Here is a 15090-nt window from a genome sequence, read left to right on the forward strand (position 1 = left end):
GGGTTGGGGCTTGCAGAGAATCAACCTGTGATCGAACACCCTGCATGACCTGGTCTGTCAAGAGCTGAAACACCCAGGTTAATTCTCTGCAAGCCCTTGGTGTGTGGCCGGCCCGCCACGAGGACGGTCGGCACGGTCTCGTTCCCGTCGTTGGCCGCCCTCACCGCCGCGGCTCCCGCCGGATCACGCCAGATGTCGACCCAGTGCAGTTGGCGGGCGCTGCGGCCCAGCCGGATGCGCAGTCGTATGCAGTACTTGCAGCCCGGCCGCCAGAAGACGACCGGCCGGCCGTCCGCCGCGCTGCGGCGTTCTGCCTCCGGTGCACCGATCGACCGCGGGAACATCAGGGGTGAGTTCACTCCTGCCAGCAGTACGAACACCAGCAGGAGTGCCACGGCTGCGCCGGGGCTCCCGCGCAGGATCAGGCCGGCCGCAACGACCGATCCGCAGAACCCGAACAGCATCGGCAAGGCCCAAGCACGTGTCATGAGGACGCAGGCTATCGACGAGCCGTCAGGCTCCTCGGACCAGGGGCGGGGACAGCCCCCGTGCCGGTCCGGGTGTCAGCGGGATGGGCGAGCGGTGCGGTGGCTCGGCAGGCTGGGGAGGAAACGGAACAGACGACTGCAACAGGAGTGATCGGTGAATTCACCTGCACGGGCCGCGGCGTTATGGGTGGGGATCTGCGCGGTGGCGGTAGGGGGGATCCTCCCCGCGGCCGCGACGGAACGGGGGCTGGCCGCGCCGCCCGCCGGGTTCGAGGAGGCCGTCGAGCAGATGGTCGCCGACGGATTCCCCGGTGTCGTGGCGTACGCCAGGCGCGGGGAGCGGGAGTCGCGGACGGCGGCCGGGCTCGCGGACACGGCGACCGGCGAGCGGGCCCGGCCGGACCAGCGGTTCCGGATCGCGAGCAACACCAAGTCGTTCGTGTCGACGGTGCTCCTGCAGCTGGAGGGCGAAGGGCGGCTCTCGCTCGACGACAGCGTGGACACATGGCTGCCGGGCGTGGTGCGGGGAAACGGCAACGACGGCACGGCCATCACCGTCCGGCAGCTGCTCAACCACACCTCGGGCATCTACGACCCCACCAACGAGCCGGAGTTCTTCGCGCCCTACCTGGAGCGCCACGACCGGGGTTACGTGTACACCCCTCGGGAGGTGATCGCCCGCGCGGTACGGCACGAGCCGACCGGCCGGGCGTACTCCAACACCAACTACCTCCTCGCGGGTCTGGTGATCGAGGCGGTCACACAGCGCAGCGCACCCTCCGAGATCCATCGGCGTATCATCGCCCCGCTCGGCCTGAAGGACACCTCCTTTCCGGTGACCGACCCGCGCATCCACGGCCCTCATCTGCACGGTTACGACCTGGAGGGGCACGATGTCACCCGGTTCAGCCCGTCGTACGACTGGACCGCCGGCGCCATGATCTCCACGGTCGGCGACCTGGCCCGCTTCCACCGGGCCCTGTTCGCCGGCACGCTGCTGCGCCCCGCCCAGCAGCGTGAACTCCTGACCACGGTGCAGTTCCCCGACGAGGAGCAGTACGGCCTCGGCGTACGGCCCATGGACGTGACGTGCGGCTCGGGGCCGGGCGGCAAGGTGATCCGGGCCTGGGTGACCGACGGCGGCGGACCCGGCTTCACCAGCGTGTCCCTCACCACCGCCGATGGCGAGCGGCAGCTTGTCCTCGCCGGCAACGTCTTCGACCTCGGCGCGGATCTGAAGAAGAAGCCGCCCTTCCCGCTCACCGATGCGCTGGAGAAGGCCCGAATGGCGGTCGTGTGCGACTGACACATCACCAGGTCAGCGCAGGTGAGGACGCACCGGGCGCGGCGGGAGAGCCCTCGCCGCCGGCCCGCGCATACGGCGCCCGGCTGTTCTCCCTGATCGCCGTCGGGACCGCACTGCACCTCGCGGGCCGGGGCATGCACCGGCTCCGGCGATGTGCCGTGTCCGAGTGCACTGCGGTCTTCGCCGACACCTCACGCACGGGACGCCGGCGCTACTGCTCGCCCCGCTGCGCCAACCGCGACGCGGTCCGCCGCCACCGCGCGCGGGACACCGGCTGACCCGTGTTCACCGTCGGCACCGGCATGTGCAACGGGTGGGCGGCGCGCTATCTTTCCCCGAACGGCGAACGGCGCATCATCGGCTCCTTCGGCCACGGCTCCATGGCCGGCGCCCTTCCGCCGGTCATCGGCGCACAGTTCACCGACCGGAATCGTCAAGTGGTGTCGAGGCCGGGCGACGGCGGTTTCTCGATACCGAGGGGAGATTTCCTCACCCTGGTGCAGTACGGCCTGCCCGTCAAAGTGGTCCTCTTCACCAGCTCATCCCTCGGAAAGGCCGCGTGGGAGATGCCGGTTTCCGGCCTGCCCTCCTGCGGGGCGACGGACAAGAAGCCCGGCTTCGCCGCCGTCGCGCGCGCGGTGGGCGCGCAGGGGGTCCGCGTGGAGAGGCCCGAGCAGCTCACAGGGGCTTTGAAGGACCTTCTCCGGCATCGGGGACCCGTTCCGGTGGACGGGGTGACGGACCCGGCCGCCCTGTCGGATCCTCCGAAGACCGGTGCCGGAACAGTGGCCGGATTCGCACGGTCCGACAGCAAGATCGTGTGGGGAGGAGGGGCGGGCCGCATGATCCGGATGGCTCGATCCCGCCTCCGCAACGTGCCCCGCCCGTAAGCCCGCAGGAGTGCGGAACCGCCCGGGGGGCATGCATCCCGTAGACCTGTTCGAGAGCAAGGACACGGGAGGGACATCGCCGTGCGGGTGGGGGCGAAGACCGGAAAGCTGTGGGGGAGAGGGAGGCCGGTGCCGCGTGAGCCGTCCGCCGACGAGGACGGGGAAGCGGTGGACACGCTGCGGATCACCCGGAGCGTACGCCGGGCCGACCTGAAGGCGGTCGGCGAAGTCCGCCGGGCTTTACGGGAGTTGATGCGCCACCGGTGCAGGACCGATGCCGCCGAGGTGGCCGAGCTGCTGATCACCGAGCTCGTCACCAACGCGCTCGTGCACACCGACCGGGGTGCGGAGGTGCACGCGAGTCTCGCCGCCACCCGGTTACGGGTGGAGGTCCGGGACTACGCCGCACGCCGTCCCCGGCCGTACGTACCGACCGCCGACGACGGTACGCACGGCCGGGGACTCGTGCTGGTGCAGGCGCTCGCCGACGACTGGGGCGTGGACGCGCTCGCCCTGGGCAGCGGCAAGGTGGTGTGGTTCGAGCTCGACGGACGGCACGACGCGCCGTACGACGGAGGGCCCGCCTGAGCAGGCGGGCCCCGCGGGGTTCCCCGTACGGGCGGACCGGGTCAGCCGAACTGCTGCTCCAGGTCCTTCAGTTTGCGCTCCAGCGAGTCCAGCCGGGGAATGGTCTGGGTGTCGTCCTCCGCGGTGAGGTCCACCGTCCGGGTGCCGGTCACGTCAATGGATTCGGTTCGGTTGACGGCCTGCAGGGAGGGCCGGCGTCGCAAGGGCAGTTGTCCTGATTCCGGTATGGCCGGCTCCGCGCCGACCGGCGCGGAGCCCGCTCCCTGCGTCAGTTCCGGGAGCTCGACCTGGCGGCCGCGCGAACGCCCGAACGCCCGGTTCTGCCGGCCCAGCGCCTTGATGCGCGCCCGGTCCAGCCGGTTCTGATCGCGCCTGCGGTGCCGGTCCTGCTCCCGCTCCTTCTTGTCCTCGCGCACCTCGTCCACGGCCTCGTCGAGGGTGCGCACCCCCTCCAGCAGCATGAGCGACCAGGCGCCGAAGGTCTCCCGGGGGGCCCGCAGCCAGCGGACCATCCGGATCTGGGGCAACGGCCGCGGGATCAGGCCCTGTTCGCGCAGCGCCGCCCGGCGGGTCTGCTTGAGGGCGCGGTCGAAGAGCACGGCCGCCGAGAGCGACATCCCCGCGAAGAACTGCGGGGCCCCGTCGTGGCCCAGGCCCCGGGGGGCGTGCACCCAGTTGAACCACGCGGCCGCGCCCGCGAACAGCCAGACGAGCATGCGCGAGCCGAGGGCCGCGTCGCCGTGGCTGGCCTCGCGCACGGCGAGCACCGAGCAGAACATCGCGGCGCCGTCGAGCCCGAAGGGGACCAGGTACTCCCATCCGCCCGTGAGGTTGAGATTCTGCCGGCCGAAGCCGACCAGCCCGTGGAAGGAGAGCGCGGCGGCGACCGCCGCACAGCAGAAGAGCAGAACGTACGAAGCGGTCCCGTAGACGGCTTCCTTGCGCCGCCGCCGTTCCTCGCTGCGTTCCCAGCTGTCGTCGGCCGCGGCCTTCTCGCTCTCCCGCTTGCCACGGGCCAGTACCGCAACTGCCGCAAGAACGCCCAGGATCAGCAGGCTGCCGGGCAGCAGCCAGTCCAGCGATATGTCGGTCAGTCTCATGCGGATGTCCCTCGCCTCGCGTATGCGGTCATGCGGCTGTACGGCTTTCCGGGCGCCATAGTGGCGTAGCCGGTGAGCCGTGCACGCGGGTTTCGGGGCAAGAGGACGCCATCGGGGGGCGGGGCCCGCCGGATAGGGTGTTGTGACTCGAACTGGCGCCCGTACGAGCTGAGTTGCGTTCGATTACAGTCAGCCGTACGGGGTGGGTTCAGGCGGCGGTCGCCGTGAGGCGGGCGATGCGGTCGGCGTCACAGGTCCGAGGACAGGTGACACAGGTGTCCTCGGGGCGGATGGTGTAGAAGAAGCAGCAGCCGGCCCGGTCCCGGGTGGGCAGCTCCTCGCCGGCGGGTCCGGTGAGCGTACGGAACCCCGCGCCCCCGGTGTACGGGGCGGTGGACCCCGGCAGGAGCGCCTCCAGCTCGGCCATGGCCCGCTGCTCCTCGCCGAGCAGGCTGCCGATGTACCAGAGGCTCTCGACGACCTCGTCGGTCACCATGCCCCACAGGGCGCGGCGGCCGCGCCGCATGCGCGGGCCGAAGCCTTCCAGGAGCGGTCCGAGGTGCTGGGCCACCGCGGCCCGTACCTCGTCGCGCAGCGCCTCCTCGTCGGGCACGACACGGGCCCCCGGGAGTGCGGCCGCCGGATCGTCCGGCAGGCAGGCGAACTCCCCGACGTGCACGCTCATCCGGCCGAGGGTCCGGTGGAAGGCCACCTCGGTGACCGGGAGGCGGGGGACCCGCCGGTGCAGGAACCACGGAAGGGTGATCAGCAGGCAGGCCGGCCACGCGTACCGGTGCAGCCCGAAGCCCGCGATCACATCGGGGCGGGCCTGGGCCCCGTAGTCCCTCAGAACCTGGGCGTTGTCCCAGGCGAGGAAGGCGTCCAGGGCCGGCCCGCCGGCCGCGAGCTCGTCCGCGCCGACCCATCCCGCACCGCGGGGGAGGGGTTCGCCGGCGGTTCGCTCGATCACCCGCAGTCCGCCGTACGCCTCGGCCAGCCTGGCGAACGCATCCGCCACCGCAGAGCCGGGCGGGGCGGATGTGACAGCCGGGAAGGTCGTGACGGTCATGACGGGCCACCGAATCACAGAATCACACGATCGTTAACAGGTTAGCCTTACCTTACCTGATTCGGATCGATCCGCACCCCTCCCCGCGCGGGCCGTCACCTATTCTCAGGACAGGTCGAGACCCGGAGGAGGACCGAGTGCACGAAACGGCCCACGCCCGGGTACCGGCACAAAGGCAGAAGGTGTTGCGCCATTCGGTGCGCGGCCAGGTGCTCGACGCGCTGCGCGCGGCCCTGATCGACGGAGAACTGGTGCCGGGGGAGATCTACTCGGGCCCGGCCCTGGGGGAGCGCTTCGGGGTCTCCGCCACCCCCGTGCGCGAGGCGATGCAGCAGCTGGCCGTGGAGGGGGCGGTGGAATGCCTCCCCAACCGGGGCTTCCGCGTGCTCTCCCGCACGCCGCGGGAGCTCGCCGAGCTGGCCGAGGTACGGGCGCTGCTCGAAGTCCCCGTGATGATCCGGCTGGCCCGCACGGTCGCGGCGGCCACCTGGGAGGCCCTGCGTCCGGCCGCGGCCGCCACGGCCGAGGCGGCCGCGGCCGGTGACCTGCCGGGGTACGCGGAGGCGGACCGGGAGTTCCACCGGGCGGTGCTGCGGCTGGCCGGCAACGACCAGCTGGTGCAGGTGGCGGAGGAGCTCCACCGCCGGGCCCAGTGGCCCCTGCCGGGCGCTCCGCGGGTTCGGCGGGCCGATCTCGTTGCCGATGCGGCGGAGCATTCGGCGCTGCTGGAGGCGCTGATCGCGCGGGACCTCCCGGTGGTGGAGTCCCTGGTCCGCGAACACTTCGCGGGCTCCCCCGCCTGACCGGACCCCGGCCCCGGACCCCGCGCCTCAATCGCCGGCGAGGCTCAAGAGTGCGCCTCAATCGCCGGCGTGGCTGGGAGAGCGCCTCAATCGCCGACGGGGCTCAAGAGAGCGCCTTGAACGCCGGCGGGGCTGGATTGACCGCCGGCGTTCGAGGCGCGGGCGCGGAGCGCCGTGTGGGTACGGGAGGCTACGCCGCAGGCGAGGGGGTCGGGTGGAGTTGGTCCGCCAGCCAGGTGGGGATGCCGCCCAGCAGGTGGAACAGGCGGCGGGCCTCCGCGCGGAGCCGGGTGGCCTCCGGTTCCGGTTCTGCCTCGGCCAGCGCCGCCAGCGCCGGGGCCGTGCCGATCAGGAAGCCCAGGTCCTCCCGGATGCGCAGGGACTCCGCGAAGCCCTTGCGGGCCTCGGCCACCTCCCCGTCCCGCAGGGCCAGCGCGGCCAGGTGCCGCCAGGTGAAGGACAGCAGCAGGGTGTCCCCGTGCGCCTCCGCCCCCGCGTGGGCCCGGTGGTAGGCCGGCCGGGCCGACTGCGGGGCGTCCGCCAGGTGCTCCGCGACGAGCCCCCGCCGGAAGTCCAGCAGCGGGCGGGTCCGGGACTCCGGGGACAGCAGGGCCGCGGCCCGGCCGAGCGCCGAGCGGGCCTCGTCGGCCCGGTCGCGTACGCCGAGCACGGTGGCGGCGTACGCCAGCTGGCCCCGTTCGCACGCGGCCGCACCCCGGTCGTCGTCGTCCTGGGAGACCGCTTCGGCGATCCGCAGCGCGTCCTCGGCCTCGGCCCAGCCCTGCCCGGTGAACAGGCACCGCTCCACCAGCAGCGCGGTCCGCTGCACGGCCGCCCCGGCACTGCCGGCCTTGCCGATGTGCGGCGTCAGCAGCGCCGCCGCATCGGTCCAACAGCCGCGCGAGCGCAGCCGCCATATCGCCCGCTGGAGGGGGTCGTCTCCTCCGGTTGTTCCGGCACCCGACATGGCGGTGTCCGCCACATTGCCCTCCCCAAAGCAAGCAAGCAGCACATCGTTGAGCCCTGGGGCGAAATGAGAGCACGGATCGACGGCATCGGCCAAGGGGTTGGGTGAACTTTTTCACAAAGTCCGGACGGATCATCAGCCGCCCCGTGCCGAACCCCGGCGGCCACGGGGCGGATCTTCTCAGCTCATCCGCAGTGCGAGGAAGAAGTCGAGCTTGTCCTCCAGCCGGGACAGGTCCCGCCCCGTCAACTGCTCGATTCGCCCGACGCGGTACCGCAGCGTGTTGACGTGCAGGTGCAGCCGTGTCGCGCAGCGGGTCCAGGAACCGTCGCAGTCCAGGAACGCCTCCAGCGTCGGGATGAGCTCCGCGCGGTGGCGCCGGTCGTAGTCCCGCAGCGGGTCCAGCAGCCGGGCCGTGAAGGCGCGGCGGACGTCGTCCGGGACGAACGGCAGCAGCAGCACGTGCGAGGCCAGCTCGTGGTGGCCCGCCGCGCAGACCCGGCCCGGGCGTGCCGCGGCCACCCGGCGGGCGTGCCGGGCCTCCTCCAGCGCCCCGCGCAGCCCCTCGGCGGAGTGCACGGCCGCGCTGACGCCCAGCGTGAGCCGGCCGTCGTCGGCCAGACCGGCCGCCAGGGGGTCCCGTACGGCCGCGAGCAGCTCGTCGGCGTGCAGGGCGGAGTCCGGGCCCTTGTCCTCCCCGGCGTCCCCGGAGAGCGAGGGCAGCGGTACGAGGGCGATGGCCTCGTCACCCGCATGGGCCACGGCGATCCGGTCCGAGGGCTCGGGCCCCGAGACGGACGGGTCGACGAGGATCTCCTCCAGCAGCGACTGGGCGACCGGGCCGCCGGGGATGTCCCCGCCCTCCCAGTCCACCCGGGCCACGACGACCTGCCAGTGCGGGGCGGCGCCCAGCCCGGGCAGCAGCACCGGGGCCGCGACCCGCAGACGGGCGGCGATCTCGGCGGGCGGGGCACCCGTCTGGACCAGTTCGAGTACCTCTTGTGCGAGGCGGCGGCGCACGGTGCGGGCCGCGTCGCGCCGGTCCCGCTCCACGGCGATCAGCTGGGTGACGCCCTGCAGCAGGTCAAGGCGCTCGGCGGGCCAGTCGCCCGCGTCCGCCTCGACGGCCAGCAGCCAGTCCGAGAGCACGGTCTCGCGCACGTCCCGGGCGCCCGGGACGGCGGCGCCGCGCCCGTGTCCCCTGATCGGGAAGAGCGAGTAGGTAATACCCTGGATGGAGATCCGATGCGGCCCCCTGCGGCCCGTCCGGACCGCCGCAAGGTGCTCGCTCGCCAGTGCTGCGCACACGCCCGGTGCCAGCGGCTCACCCGCCCCGGCGATCTGCCGGCCGGTGGGGGACAGCACCCAGGCCCGGAGATCGAGGTCGGTGGTGAGCAGATCGAGCACCACGTCGGGGCCGCCGCCGGCCGGACCCGAGGTCATCAGCCGGCGGTGCCGGTCCACGACGGCCGCGAGGTCTCCGGCGCGCTCGCCCGAGACCTGCCGGACGACGTACTCCGTGATCGTGGCGAATGCAACGTCCTCGTTCACGGCGAACAGCGGCAGCCGGTTGCGCACACAGGCCGAAACAAGATCGTCGGGAATGGCCTGCAGCTCCGCCTCGCCCGCGGCGAGCCCGGCGACGCCCGCGCTCGCCAGGATTCGTACGAATGGCTCGGAGTCGGCTGAATTTCGTCTCCAGGCCAGGCCGGTCAGGACAAGTTCGCCCCCCGACAGGTACCGGCTGGGATCACGTAGGTCGGTCGTCATGACCCCGCGGACCGTCCGGTCGAGTTCACCCTCGCCGCCGAGCAGCCGCAGCCCCAGCGCCTCGGTTTCCAGCAGTGCGCGCAGCCGCATGATGTCGCCGCCGATCTGTCTCGAATGTTGCCGTTGGAAATCGGGCAGGTCGTCGCATCCTGCCTTTCATACGAATCTACAAGACGAGGGAGGCCGTCAGCCAACTCCTTCATGGTTTCAGTGACTGCACCCGGGGGCGAGCGGCTTGTGTACTGGGTCCACACCGCGTTAACAGCACGTGAACGACCAGTCGAGGACTCTCAGGCCTCCTGGCTTGAAGTAAACGACACGATGAAGAAGAAGAGAGCCGCTCATGGACTTCCTTCGCCCCGCCAGCTGGGAGGAGGCGCTCGCCGCTAAGGCCGAGTTCCCCTCAGCTGTGCCGATTGCGGGTGGCACCGACGTGATGGTCGAGATCAACTTCGACCACCGCCGGCCGGAGTACCTCCTGGACCTGAACCGCATCGGTCTGCTGCGGGAATGGGAGGTCGGCGAGGATGTGGTTCGCCTGGGCGCCTCCGTCCCGTACACGCAGATCATGGAGAACCTCCGTACGGAGCTCCCGGGACTCGCGCTCGCCTCGCACACGGTCGCGTCCCCGCAGATCCGTAACCGCGGCGGTGTCGGCGGCAACCTCGGTTGCGCCTCGCCGGCCGGCGACTCCCACCCCGCGCTGCTCGCGGCGGGCGCCGAGGTCGAGGTGGAGTCCGTACGCGGCTCCCGCCTCATCCCGATCGACGAGTTCTACACAGGTGTGAAGCGCAACGCGCTTGCCGCCGACGAGCTCATCAAGACCGTCCACGTCAAGAAGGCGGACGGCCCCCAGCAGTACTCCAAGGTCGGCTCCCGCAACGCGATGGTCATCGCGGTCTGCGCGTTCGGCCTGGCGCTGCACCCGGAGTCCCGCACGGTCCGCACCGGCATCGGTTCGGCCGCGCCGACCCCGATCCGGGCGAAGGCCGCCGAGGAGTTCCTGAACGCCGCGCTCGAAGAGGGCGGCTTCTGGGAGTCCGGCAAGGTCATCACCCCGTCGATCGCCAAGCAGTTCGGTGACCTCGCCTCCGGCGCGGCCAACCCGATCGACGACGTCCGCGGCACGGCGAAGTACCGCCGTCACGCGGTTGGCATCATGGCTCGCCGCCAGCTCGTCTGGACCTGGGAGCAGTACCGCGGTACCGGCAACGGCCGCTCGCTTGAAGGGGCTGCGTAATCATGCGCGTCAATTTCACGGTCAACGGCCGTCAGCAGGAAGCCGACGACGTGTGGGAGGGCGAGTCCCTTCTCTACGTCCTGCGTGAGCGCCTGGGCCTGCCGGGTTCCAAGAACGCCTGTGAGCAGGGCGAGTGCGGCTCCTGCACCGTCCGTCTCGACGGCGTGCCGGTCTGTTCGTGTCTGGTCGCGGCCGGTCAGGTCGAGGGTCGCGACGTCGTGACCGTCGAGGGTCTGGCGGAGTTCTCCAAGCAGCGCGACGAGCACGGCCACGGCGGTGCCTGCGGCACCGGCGGCGGCTGCGGCGGCAAGGGCGTGTCCCTGGACGCGGCCAAGCAGTGGCGGGCCAAGCCCGGCGACTCGCAGACCGGCGAGGGCGTGGAGCTCTCCACCATCCAGCAGGCGTTCATCGACGCCGGCGCCGTCCAGTGCGGTTTCTGCACCCCGGGTCTGCTGATCCAGGCGGACGCGCTCCTGGAGGAGAACTCCTCCCCGTCCGACCAGGACATCCGTGAGGCCCTGTCCGGCAACCTCTGCCGCTGCACGGGTTACGAGAAGATCCTCGACGCGGTCCGCCTCGCGGCCGCCCGTCAGGGAGAGGCGGTCTGACCATGGCGCAGAACACCCGCACCGTGCCCGCCGGTACGCCGACGAACGTCACCCAGAAGCACAACAAGGGCGGCATCGGCGAATCGATTCTTCGCCCGGACGGCACCCTCAAGGTCACCGGCGAGTTCGCGTACTCCTCGGACATGTGGCACGAGGACATGCTCTGGGGCCAGACGCTGCGCAGCACCGTCGCCCACGCCGAGATCGTCTCCATCGACATCTCCGAGGCGCTCGCCATGCCCGGCGTGTACTCGGTGCTGACGTACGACGACCTGCCGGCCGAGATGAAGAACTACGGCCTGGAGATCCAGGACACCCCGGTTCTCGCCAACGGCCGGGTACGTCACCACGGTGAGCCGGTCGCCCTCGTGGCCGCCGACCACCCGGAGACCGCCCGCCGCGCGGCCGCCAAGATCAAGATCGACTACCGCGAGCTGCCGCTCGTCACCGACGAGGCCTCTGCCCTCGCCCCCGGCGCGCCGCTGATCCACGAGGGCCGCGACGACCACCACATCGGTCACGTCCCGCACCCGAACATCGTGCACCGCCAGCCGATCATCCGCGGCAACGTGGAAGAGGCCCGCAAGCGCGCCGACGTCATCGTCGAGGGCGAGTACACCTTCGGCATGCAGGACCAGGCCTTCCTCGGCCCGGAGTCCGGCCTGGCCGTGCCGTCCGAGGACGGCGGCGTCGAGCTGTACGTCGCCACCCAGTGGCTGCACTCGGACCTCCAGCAGATCGCCCCGGTCCTGGGCCTGCCGCCGGAGAAGGTCCGTATGACGCTCTCGGGCGTCGGCGGTGCCTTCGGTGGCCGCGAGGACATCTCGATGCAGATCCACGCCTGCCTCCTGGCCCTGGCCACGAACAAGCCGGTCAAGATCGTCTACAACCGGTTCGAGTCGTTCTTCGGCCACGTGCACCGCCACCCGGCGAAGCTCTACTACGAGCACGGCGCCACCAGGGACGGCAAGCTCACGCACATGAAGTGCAAGATCGTCCTGGACGGCGGCGCGTACGCGTCGGCCTCCCCGGCGGTCGTGGGCAACGCCTCCTCCCTCTCGGTGGGTCCCTACGTCCTGGAGGACGTGGACATCGAGGCGATCGCGCTCTACACGAACAACCCGCCCTGCGGCGCGATGCGCGGCTTCGGCGCCGTCCAGGCCTGCTTCGCCTACGAGGCCCAGATGGACAAGCTCGCGGCGAAGCTGGGCATGGACCCGGTCGAGTTCCGCCAGCTGAACGCCATGGAGCAGGGCACGGTCATGCCCACCGGCCAGGTCGTGGACGCCCCGGCTCCGGTCGCCGAGCTGCTGCGCCGGGTCAAGGCCCGCCCGCTGCCGCCGGAGCGCCAGTGGGAGTCGGCCGGCGAGAGCGCGGACGTCCGCGCGCTGCCCGGTGGTCTCTCGAACACCACCCACGGTGAGGGCGTCGTCCGCGGCGTCGGCTACGCGGTCGGCATCAAGAACGTCGGCTTCTCCGAGGGCTTCGACGACTACTCCACCGCCCGCGTGCGCCTTGAGGTCATCAACGGCGAGCCCGTCGCGATGGTCCACACGGCCATGGCGGAGGTCGGCCAGGGCGGTATCACCGTCCACACGCAGATCGCCCGTACCGAGCTGGGTGTCACGCAGGTGACCATTCACCCGGCCGACACGCAGGTCGGCTCCGCCGGTTCCACGTCCGCCTCCCGGCAGACGTACATGACCGGTGGCGCCGTGAAGAACACCTGTGAGGCGGTCCGCGAGGCCCTCCTGGAGATCGGCCGCCGCAAGAACGGCTCGTACCACCCGGCGTGGGCCACGGCCGAGCTGCTCCTCGAAGGCGGCAAGGTCGTCACCGACGGCGGCGAGGTCCTCGCGGACATCGCCGACATCCTGGAGGACGAGGCCATCGACCTGGAGCTCGAGTTCCGTCACGCGCCGACCGAGCCCTTCGACCTGGTCACCGGCCAGGGCAACGGCCACGTCCAGTACACCTTCGCCGCGCACCGCGCGGTCGTCGAGGTGGACACCGAGCTCGGCCTCGTCAAGGTCGTCGAGCTGGCGACCGCGCAGGACGTCGGCAAGGCGCTCAACATGCTTTCCGTGGTCGGTCAGATCCAGGGTGGTACCACCCAGGGTCTCGGCGTCGCGATCATGGAAGAGATCATCGTGGACCCGAAGACCGCGAAGGTGCGCAACCCCTCCTTCACGGACTACCTGATCCCGACCATCCTGGACACCCCGACCATTCCGGTCGACGTCCTGGAGCTCGCCGACCCGAAGGCCCCCTACGGCCTGCGCGGTATGGGCGAGGCCCCGACCCTCTCGTCCACCCCGGCCGTCATCGCGGCGATCCGGCAGGCGACGGGTCTGGAGATCAACAAGACGCCGATCCGTCCGGAAGCCCTTACCGGGACCCTCTAGGACGGCGTGGTCCGGGGGCTGCGAGGCCCCCGGACCCCCTCAGACTCTCCGGGCGGTGTGCATGGGAACGTCACACTTCGCGCCACACCGTCCGGAGGACATACGAAGCACCGCACCGCTCGCGGTCCCTTCACCTGGCAGTACCCCTGCAAGAACCCCCGTAGTACCAGCGGTCACCCCCGCACTACCCGCAGTAAACGCAGTGAACATTCGCGTCGCCTCGGGCCGTCACCCCGGGTCGTGCAGCCAAACGCAGCATCCCAAATCCCGCGTCTCCAATCTCCAAGCGGGTGCCCCTTTGAACCTTGGGAGTTAGGCACCATGACCCAATCGTCAGTAGAGCCCAAGACCACCGCGGAGGACGCCGGCGACGGCTCTCAGCCGCCCGCCGGACGGTCCTGGCTCGACCGGTATTTCCATATAACGCACAGAGGCTCAAACGTCGGCAACGAGGTTCGTGGCGGTATCACGACCTTCATGGCGATGGCGTACATCCTCCTGCTCAACCCCCTGCTCCTGTCGGGCAAGGACATCGGCGGTACCGTGATGGACGGGTCGGCGATCATCACCGCCACCGCGTTCGCCGCAGCCGTCACGACGCTCCTGATGGGCTTCGTCGGCAAGGTGCCGCTCGCCCTCGCCGCCGGTCTCTCCGTGTCCGGCGTGCTGGCCTCGCAGGTGGCCCCCCAGATGACCTGGCCGCAGGCCATGGGCATGTGTGTGGTCTACGGTGTCGTGATCTGTCTCCTGGTCGTCACCGGCCTCCGCGAGATGATCATGAACGCGATCCCCCTCGCGCTCAAGCACGCGATCACCATGGGCATCGGCCTCTTCGTCGCCCTGATCGGCTTCTTCAAGGCCGGTTTCGTCGGCAAGGGTCCGGAGTTCGGTCCCCCCGTCCAGCTCGGTGCGGTCGGTGAGCTGTCCGGCTGGCCCGTGATGCTCTTCTGCATCACCCTGGTCGCCATCTTCATGCTCCAGGCCCGCAAGGTGCCCGGCGCCATCCTGATCGGCATCGTCGGCGGTACCGTCCTGGCCGCGATCCTCAACGCCGTCGTGGACATCGACCCGAAGGCCTGGAAGAACGGCCCGCCGGAGCTCGACGGCTCCGCGGTCTCGATGCCGAACTTCTCGCTCTTCGGTGACGTCTCCTTCGGCGGCTGGGGCGACGTCGGCTACATGACGGTCGGCATGATCGTCTTCACCCTGGTGCTCGCCGGCTTCTTCGACGCCATGGCCACCATCATCGGTGTCGGCACCGAGGCCAAGCTGGCCGACGACAAGGGCCGCATGCCGGGCCTGTCCAAGGCGCTCTTCATCGACGGCGCCGGTGGCGCCATCGGTGGCGTCGCGGGCGGCTCCGGCCAGACCGTCTTCGTCGAGTCCGCGACCGGCGTCGGCGAGGGCGCCCGCACGGGTCTCGCCTCCGTGGTCACCGGCCTGTTCTTCGCCGCCTGCCTCTTCTTCACCCCGATCACGCAGATCGTCCCGGGTGAGGTCGCCTCCGCGGCCCTGGTCGTCATCGGCGCGATGATGATGCAGAACGCCCGCCACGTGGACTGGGCCGACAGCGCGACCGCGATCCCGGTCTTCCTGACCGTCGTGATCATGCCGTTCACGTACTCGATCACGGCCGGCGTCGCCGCCGGTGTGATCTCCTACGTCGCCATCAAGATCGCTCAGGGCAAGGCCCGGGAGATCGGCGGCTTCATGTGGGCGCTGACCGCGATCTTCGTGGTGTTCTTCGCCCTGAACCCGATCGAGCACTGGCTCGGGGTCGGCTGACCCCGAACCGCCTGATCATCACGTACCCGCACCTCCACGCATCCGATACACGTACCCGATGTACGTATCAG

12 protein-coding genes and 2 pseudogenes are annotated in these 15090 nt (G+C 70.8%); 9 read left to right on the forward strand and 5 right to left on the reverse strand.

What is annotated here, in order from left to right; translation table 11 throughout:
- Window positions 1-20: 20 nt before the first annotated feature.
- Complete coding sequence (locus ACFY04_RS23660) at window positions 21-488, reverse strand: glutaredoxin domain-containing protein (RefSeq protein WP_389119374.1); 468 nt, start codon at window positions 486-488, stop codon at window positions 21-23.
- Between the two features lie 154 nt (window positions 489-642).
- Between ACFY04_RS23660 and ACFY04_RS23665 the strand changes: the two genes are divergently transcribed.
- The 4 genes and pseudogenes from ACFY04_RS23665 (at window position 643) to ACFY04_RS23680 (ending at window position 3272) form a co-directional block, all read left to right on the forward strand.
- Window positions 643-1794: a serine hydrolase domain-containing protein gene (locus ACFY04_RS23665; RefSeq protein WP_389119376.1), complete on the forward strand. Its 1152-nt coding sequence runs from the start codon at window positions 643-645 to the stop codon at window positions 1792-1794.
- 74 nt (window positions 1795-1868) lie between these two features.
- Window positions 1869-2072: pseudogene (locus ACFY04_RS23670) on the forward strand (CGNR zinc finger domain-containing protein); the annotation flags it as partial.
- A 3-nt stretch (window positions 2073-2075) separates the two neighbouring features.
- Window positions 2076-2684, forward strand: a pseudogene (locus ACFY04_RS23675) (thiamine pyrophosphate-dependent enzyme); the annotation flags it as partial.
- A 129-nt stretch (window positions 2685-2813) separates the two neighbouring features.
- Window positions 2814-3272 (forward strand): ATP-binding protein, encoded by a 459-nt coding sequence (locus ACFY04_RS23680; RefSeq protein WP_389119377.1) that lies wholly within the window; start codon window positions 2814-2816, stop codon window positions 3270-3272.
- A 41-nt stretch (window positions 3273-3313) separates the two neighbouring features.
- On the opposite strand, the gene ACFY04_RS23685 is transcribed toward ACFY04_RS23680, so the two are convergent.
- A complete protein-coding gene (locus tag ACFY04_RS23685; protein ID WP_030010711.1) occupies window positions 3314-4372 on the reverse strand; it encodes a DUF2637 domain-containing protein in 1059 nt (352 codons plus the stop codon).
- Between the two features lie 208 nt (window positions 4373-4580).
- Window positions 4581-5441 (reverse strand): (2Fe-2S)-binding protein, encoded by an 861-nt coding sequence (locus ACFY04_RS23690; protein ID WP_389119379.1) that lies wholly within the window; start codon window positions 5439-5441, stop codon window positions 4581-4583.
- 137 nt (window positions 5442-5578) lie between these two features.
- On the opposite strand from ACFY04_RS23690, the gene ACFY04_RS23695 reads away from it, so the two are divergent.
- On the forward strand, window positions 5579-6244 hold the full coding sequence (locus ACFY04_RS23695) for a GntR family transcriptional regulator (RefSeq protein ID WP_389119381.1): 666 nt from the start codon (window positions 5579-5581) through the stop codon (window positions 6242-6244).
- A 190-nt stretch (window positions 6245-6434) separates the two neighbouring features.
- On the opposite strand, the gene ACFY04_RS23700 is transcribed toward ACFY04_RS23695, so the two are convergent.
- Together ACFY04_RS23700 and ACFY04_RS23705 are read right to left on the reverse strand one after the other, a co-directional pair.
- The gene (locus ACFY04_RS23700) at window positions 6435-7211 is read right to left on the reverse strand and encodes a hypothetical protein (protein ID WP_373038747.1); all 777 of its coding nucleotides are present in this window, start codon (window positions 7209-7211) and stop codon (window positions 6435-6437) included.
- Between the two features lie 180 nt (window positions 7212-7391).
- Window positions 7392-9071, reverse strand: coding sequence for a PucR family transcriptional regulator (locus ACFY04_RS23705; protein ID WP_389119383.1), 1680 nt, complete (start codon window positions 9069-9071; stop codon window positions 7392-7394).
- Between the two features lie 253 nt (window positions 9072-9324).
- Between ACFY04_RS23705 and ACFY04_RS23710 the strand changes: the two genes are divergently transcribed.
- From ACFY04_RS23710 to ACFY04_RS23725, 4 genes are all read left to right on the forward strand, one after another.
- Window positions 9325-10221, forward strand: coding sequence for an FAD binding domain-containing protein (locus ACFY04_RS23710; protein ID WP_389119385.1), 897 nt, complete (start codon window positions 9325-9327; stop codon window positions 10219-10221).
- Between the two features lie 2 nt (window positions 10222-10223).
- Window positions 10224-10829: a (2Fe-2S)-binding protein gene (locus tag ACFY04_RS23715; protein ID WP_389119387.1), complete on the forward strand. Its 606-nt coding sequence runs from the start codon at window positions 10224-10226 to the stop codon at window positions 10827-10829.
- Between the two features lie 2 nt (window positions 10830-10831).
- Entirely contained in the window at window positions 10832-13234 is a 2403-nt protein-coding gene (pucD, locus tag ACFY04_RS23720; RefSeq protein ID WP_389119388.1) for a xanthine dehydrogenase subunit D, read from the forward strand.
- A 321-nt stretch (window positions 13235-13555) separates the two neighbouring features.
- The gene (locus tag ACFY04_RS23725) at window positions 13556-15019 is read left to right on the forward strand and encodes an NCS2 family permease (RefSeq protein ID WP_389119390.1); all 1464 of its coding nucleotides are present in this window, start codon (window positions 13556-13558) and stop codon (window positions 15017-15019) included.
- The last annotated feature ends 71 nt before the right edge of the window (window positions 15020-15090 follow it).

This window comes from Streptomyces sp. NPDC001549 (assembly GCF_042894025.1).
GTDB lineage: Bacteria > Actinomycetota > Actinomycetes > Streptomycetales > Streptomycetaceae > Streptomyces > Streptomyces kutzneri.

Coding starts and splice junctions, on each gene's coding strand:
- ACFY04_RS23725 (WP_389119390.1), top strand. CDS start 13,556: ATGACCCAATCGTCAGTAGAGCCCAAGACCACCGCGGAGGACGCCGGC.
- ACFY04_RS23710 (WP_389119385.1), top strand. CDS start 9,325: ATGGACTTCCTTCGCCCCGCCAGCTGGGAGGAGGCGCTCGCCGCTAAG.
- ACFY04_RS23700 (WP_373038747.1), bottom strand. CDS start 7,211: ATGTCGGGTGCCGGAACAACCGGAGGAGACGACCCCCTCCAGCGGGCG.
- ACFY04_RS23705 (WP_389119383.1), bottom strand. CDS start 9,071: ATGCGGCTGCGCGCACTGCTGGAAACCGAGGCGCTGGGGCTGCGGCTG.
- pucD (WP_389119388.1), top strand. CDS start 10,832: ATGGCGCAGAACACCCGCACCGTGCCCGCCGGTACGCCGACGAACGTC.
- ACFY04_RS23660 (WP_389119374.1), bottom strand. CDS start 488: ATGACACGTGCTTGGGCCTTGCCGATGCTGTTCGGGTTCTGCGGATCG.
- ACFY04_RS23715 (WP_389119387.1), top strand. CDS start 10,224: ATGCGCGTCAATTTCACGGTCAACGGCCGTCAGCAGGAAGCCGACGAC.
- ACFY04_RS23685 (WP_030010711.1), bottom strand. CDS start 4,372: ATGAGACTGACCGACATATCGCTGGACTGGCTGCTGCCCGGCAGCCTG.
- ACFY04_RS23690 (WP_389119379.1), bottom strand. CDS start 5,441: ATGACCGTCACGACCTTCCCGGCTGTCACATCCGCCCCGCCCGGCTCT.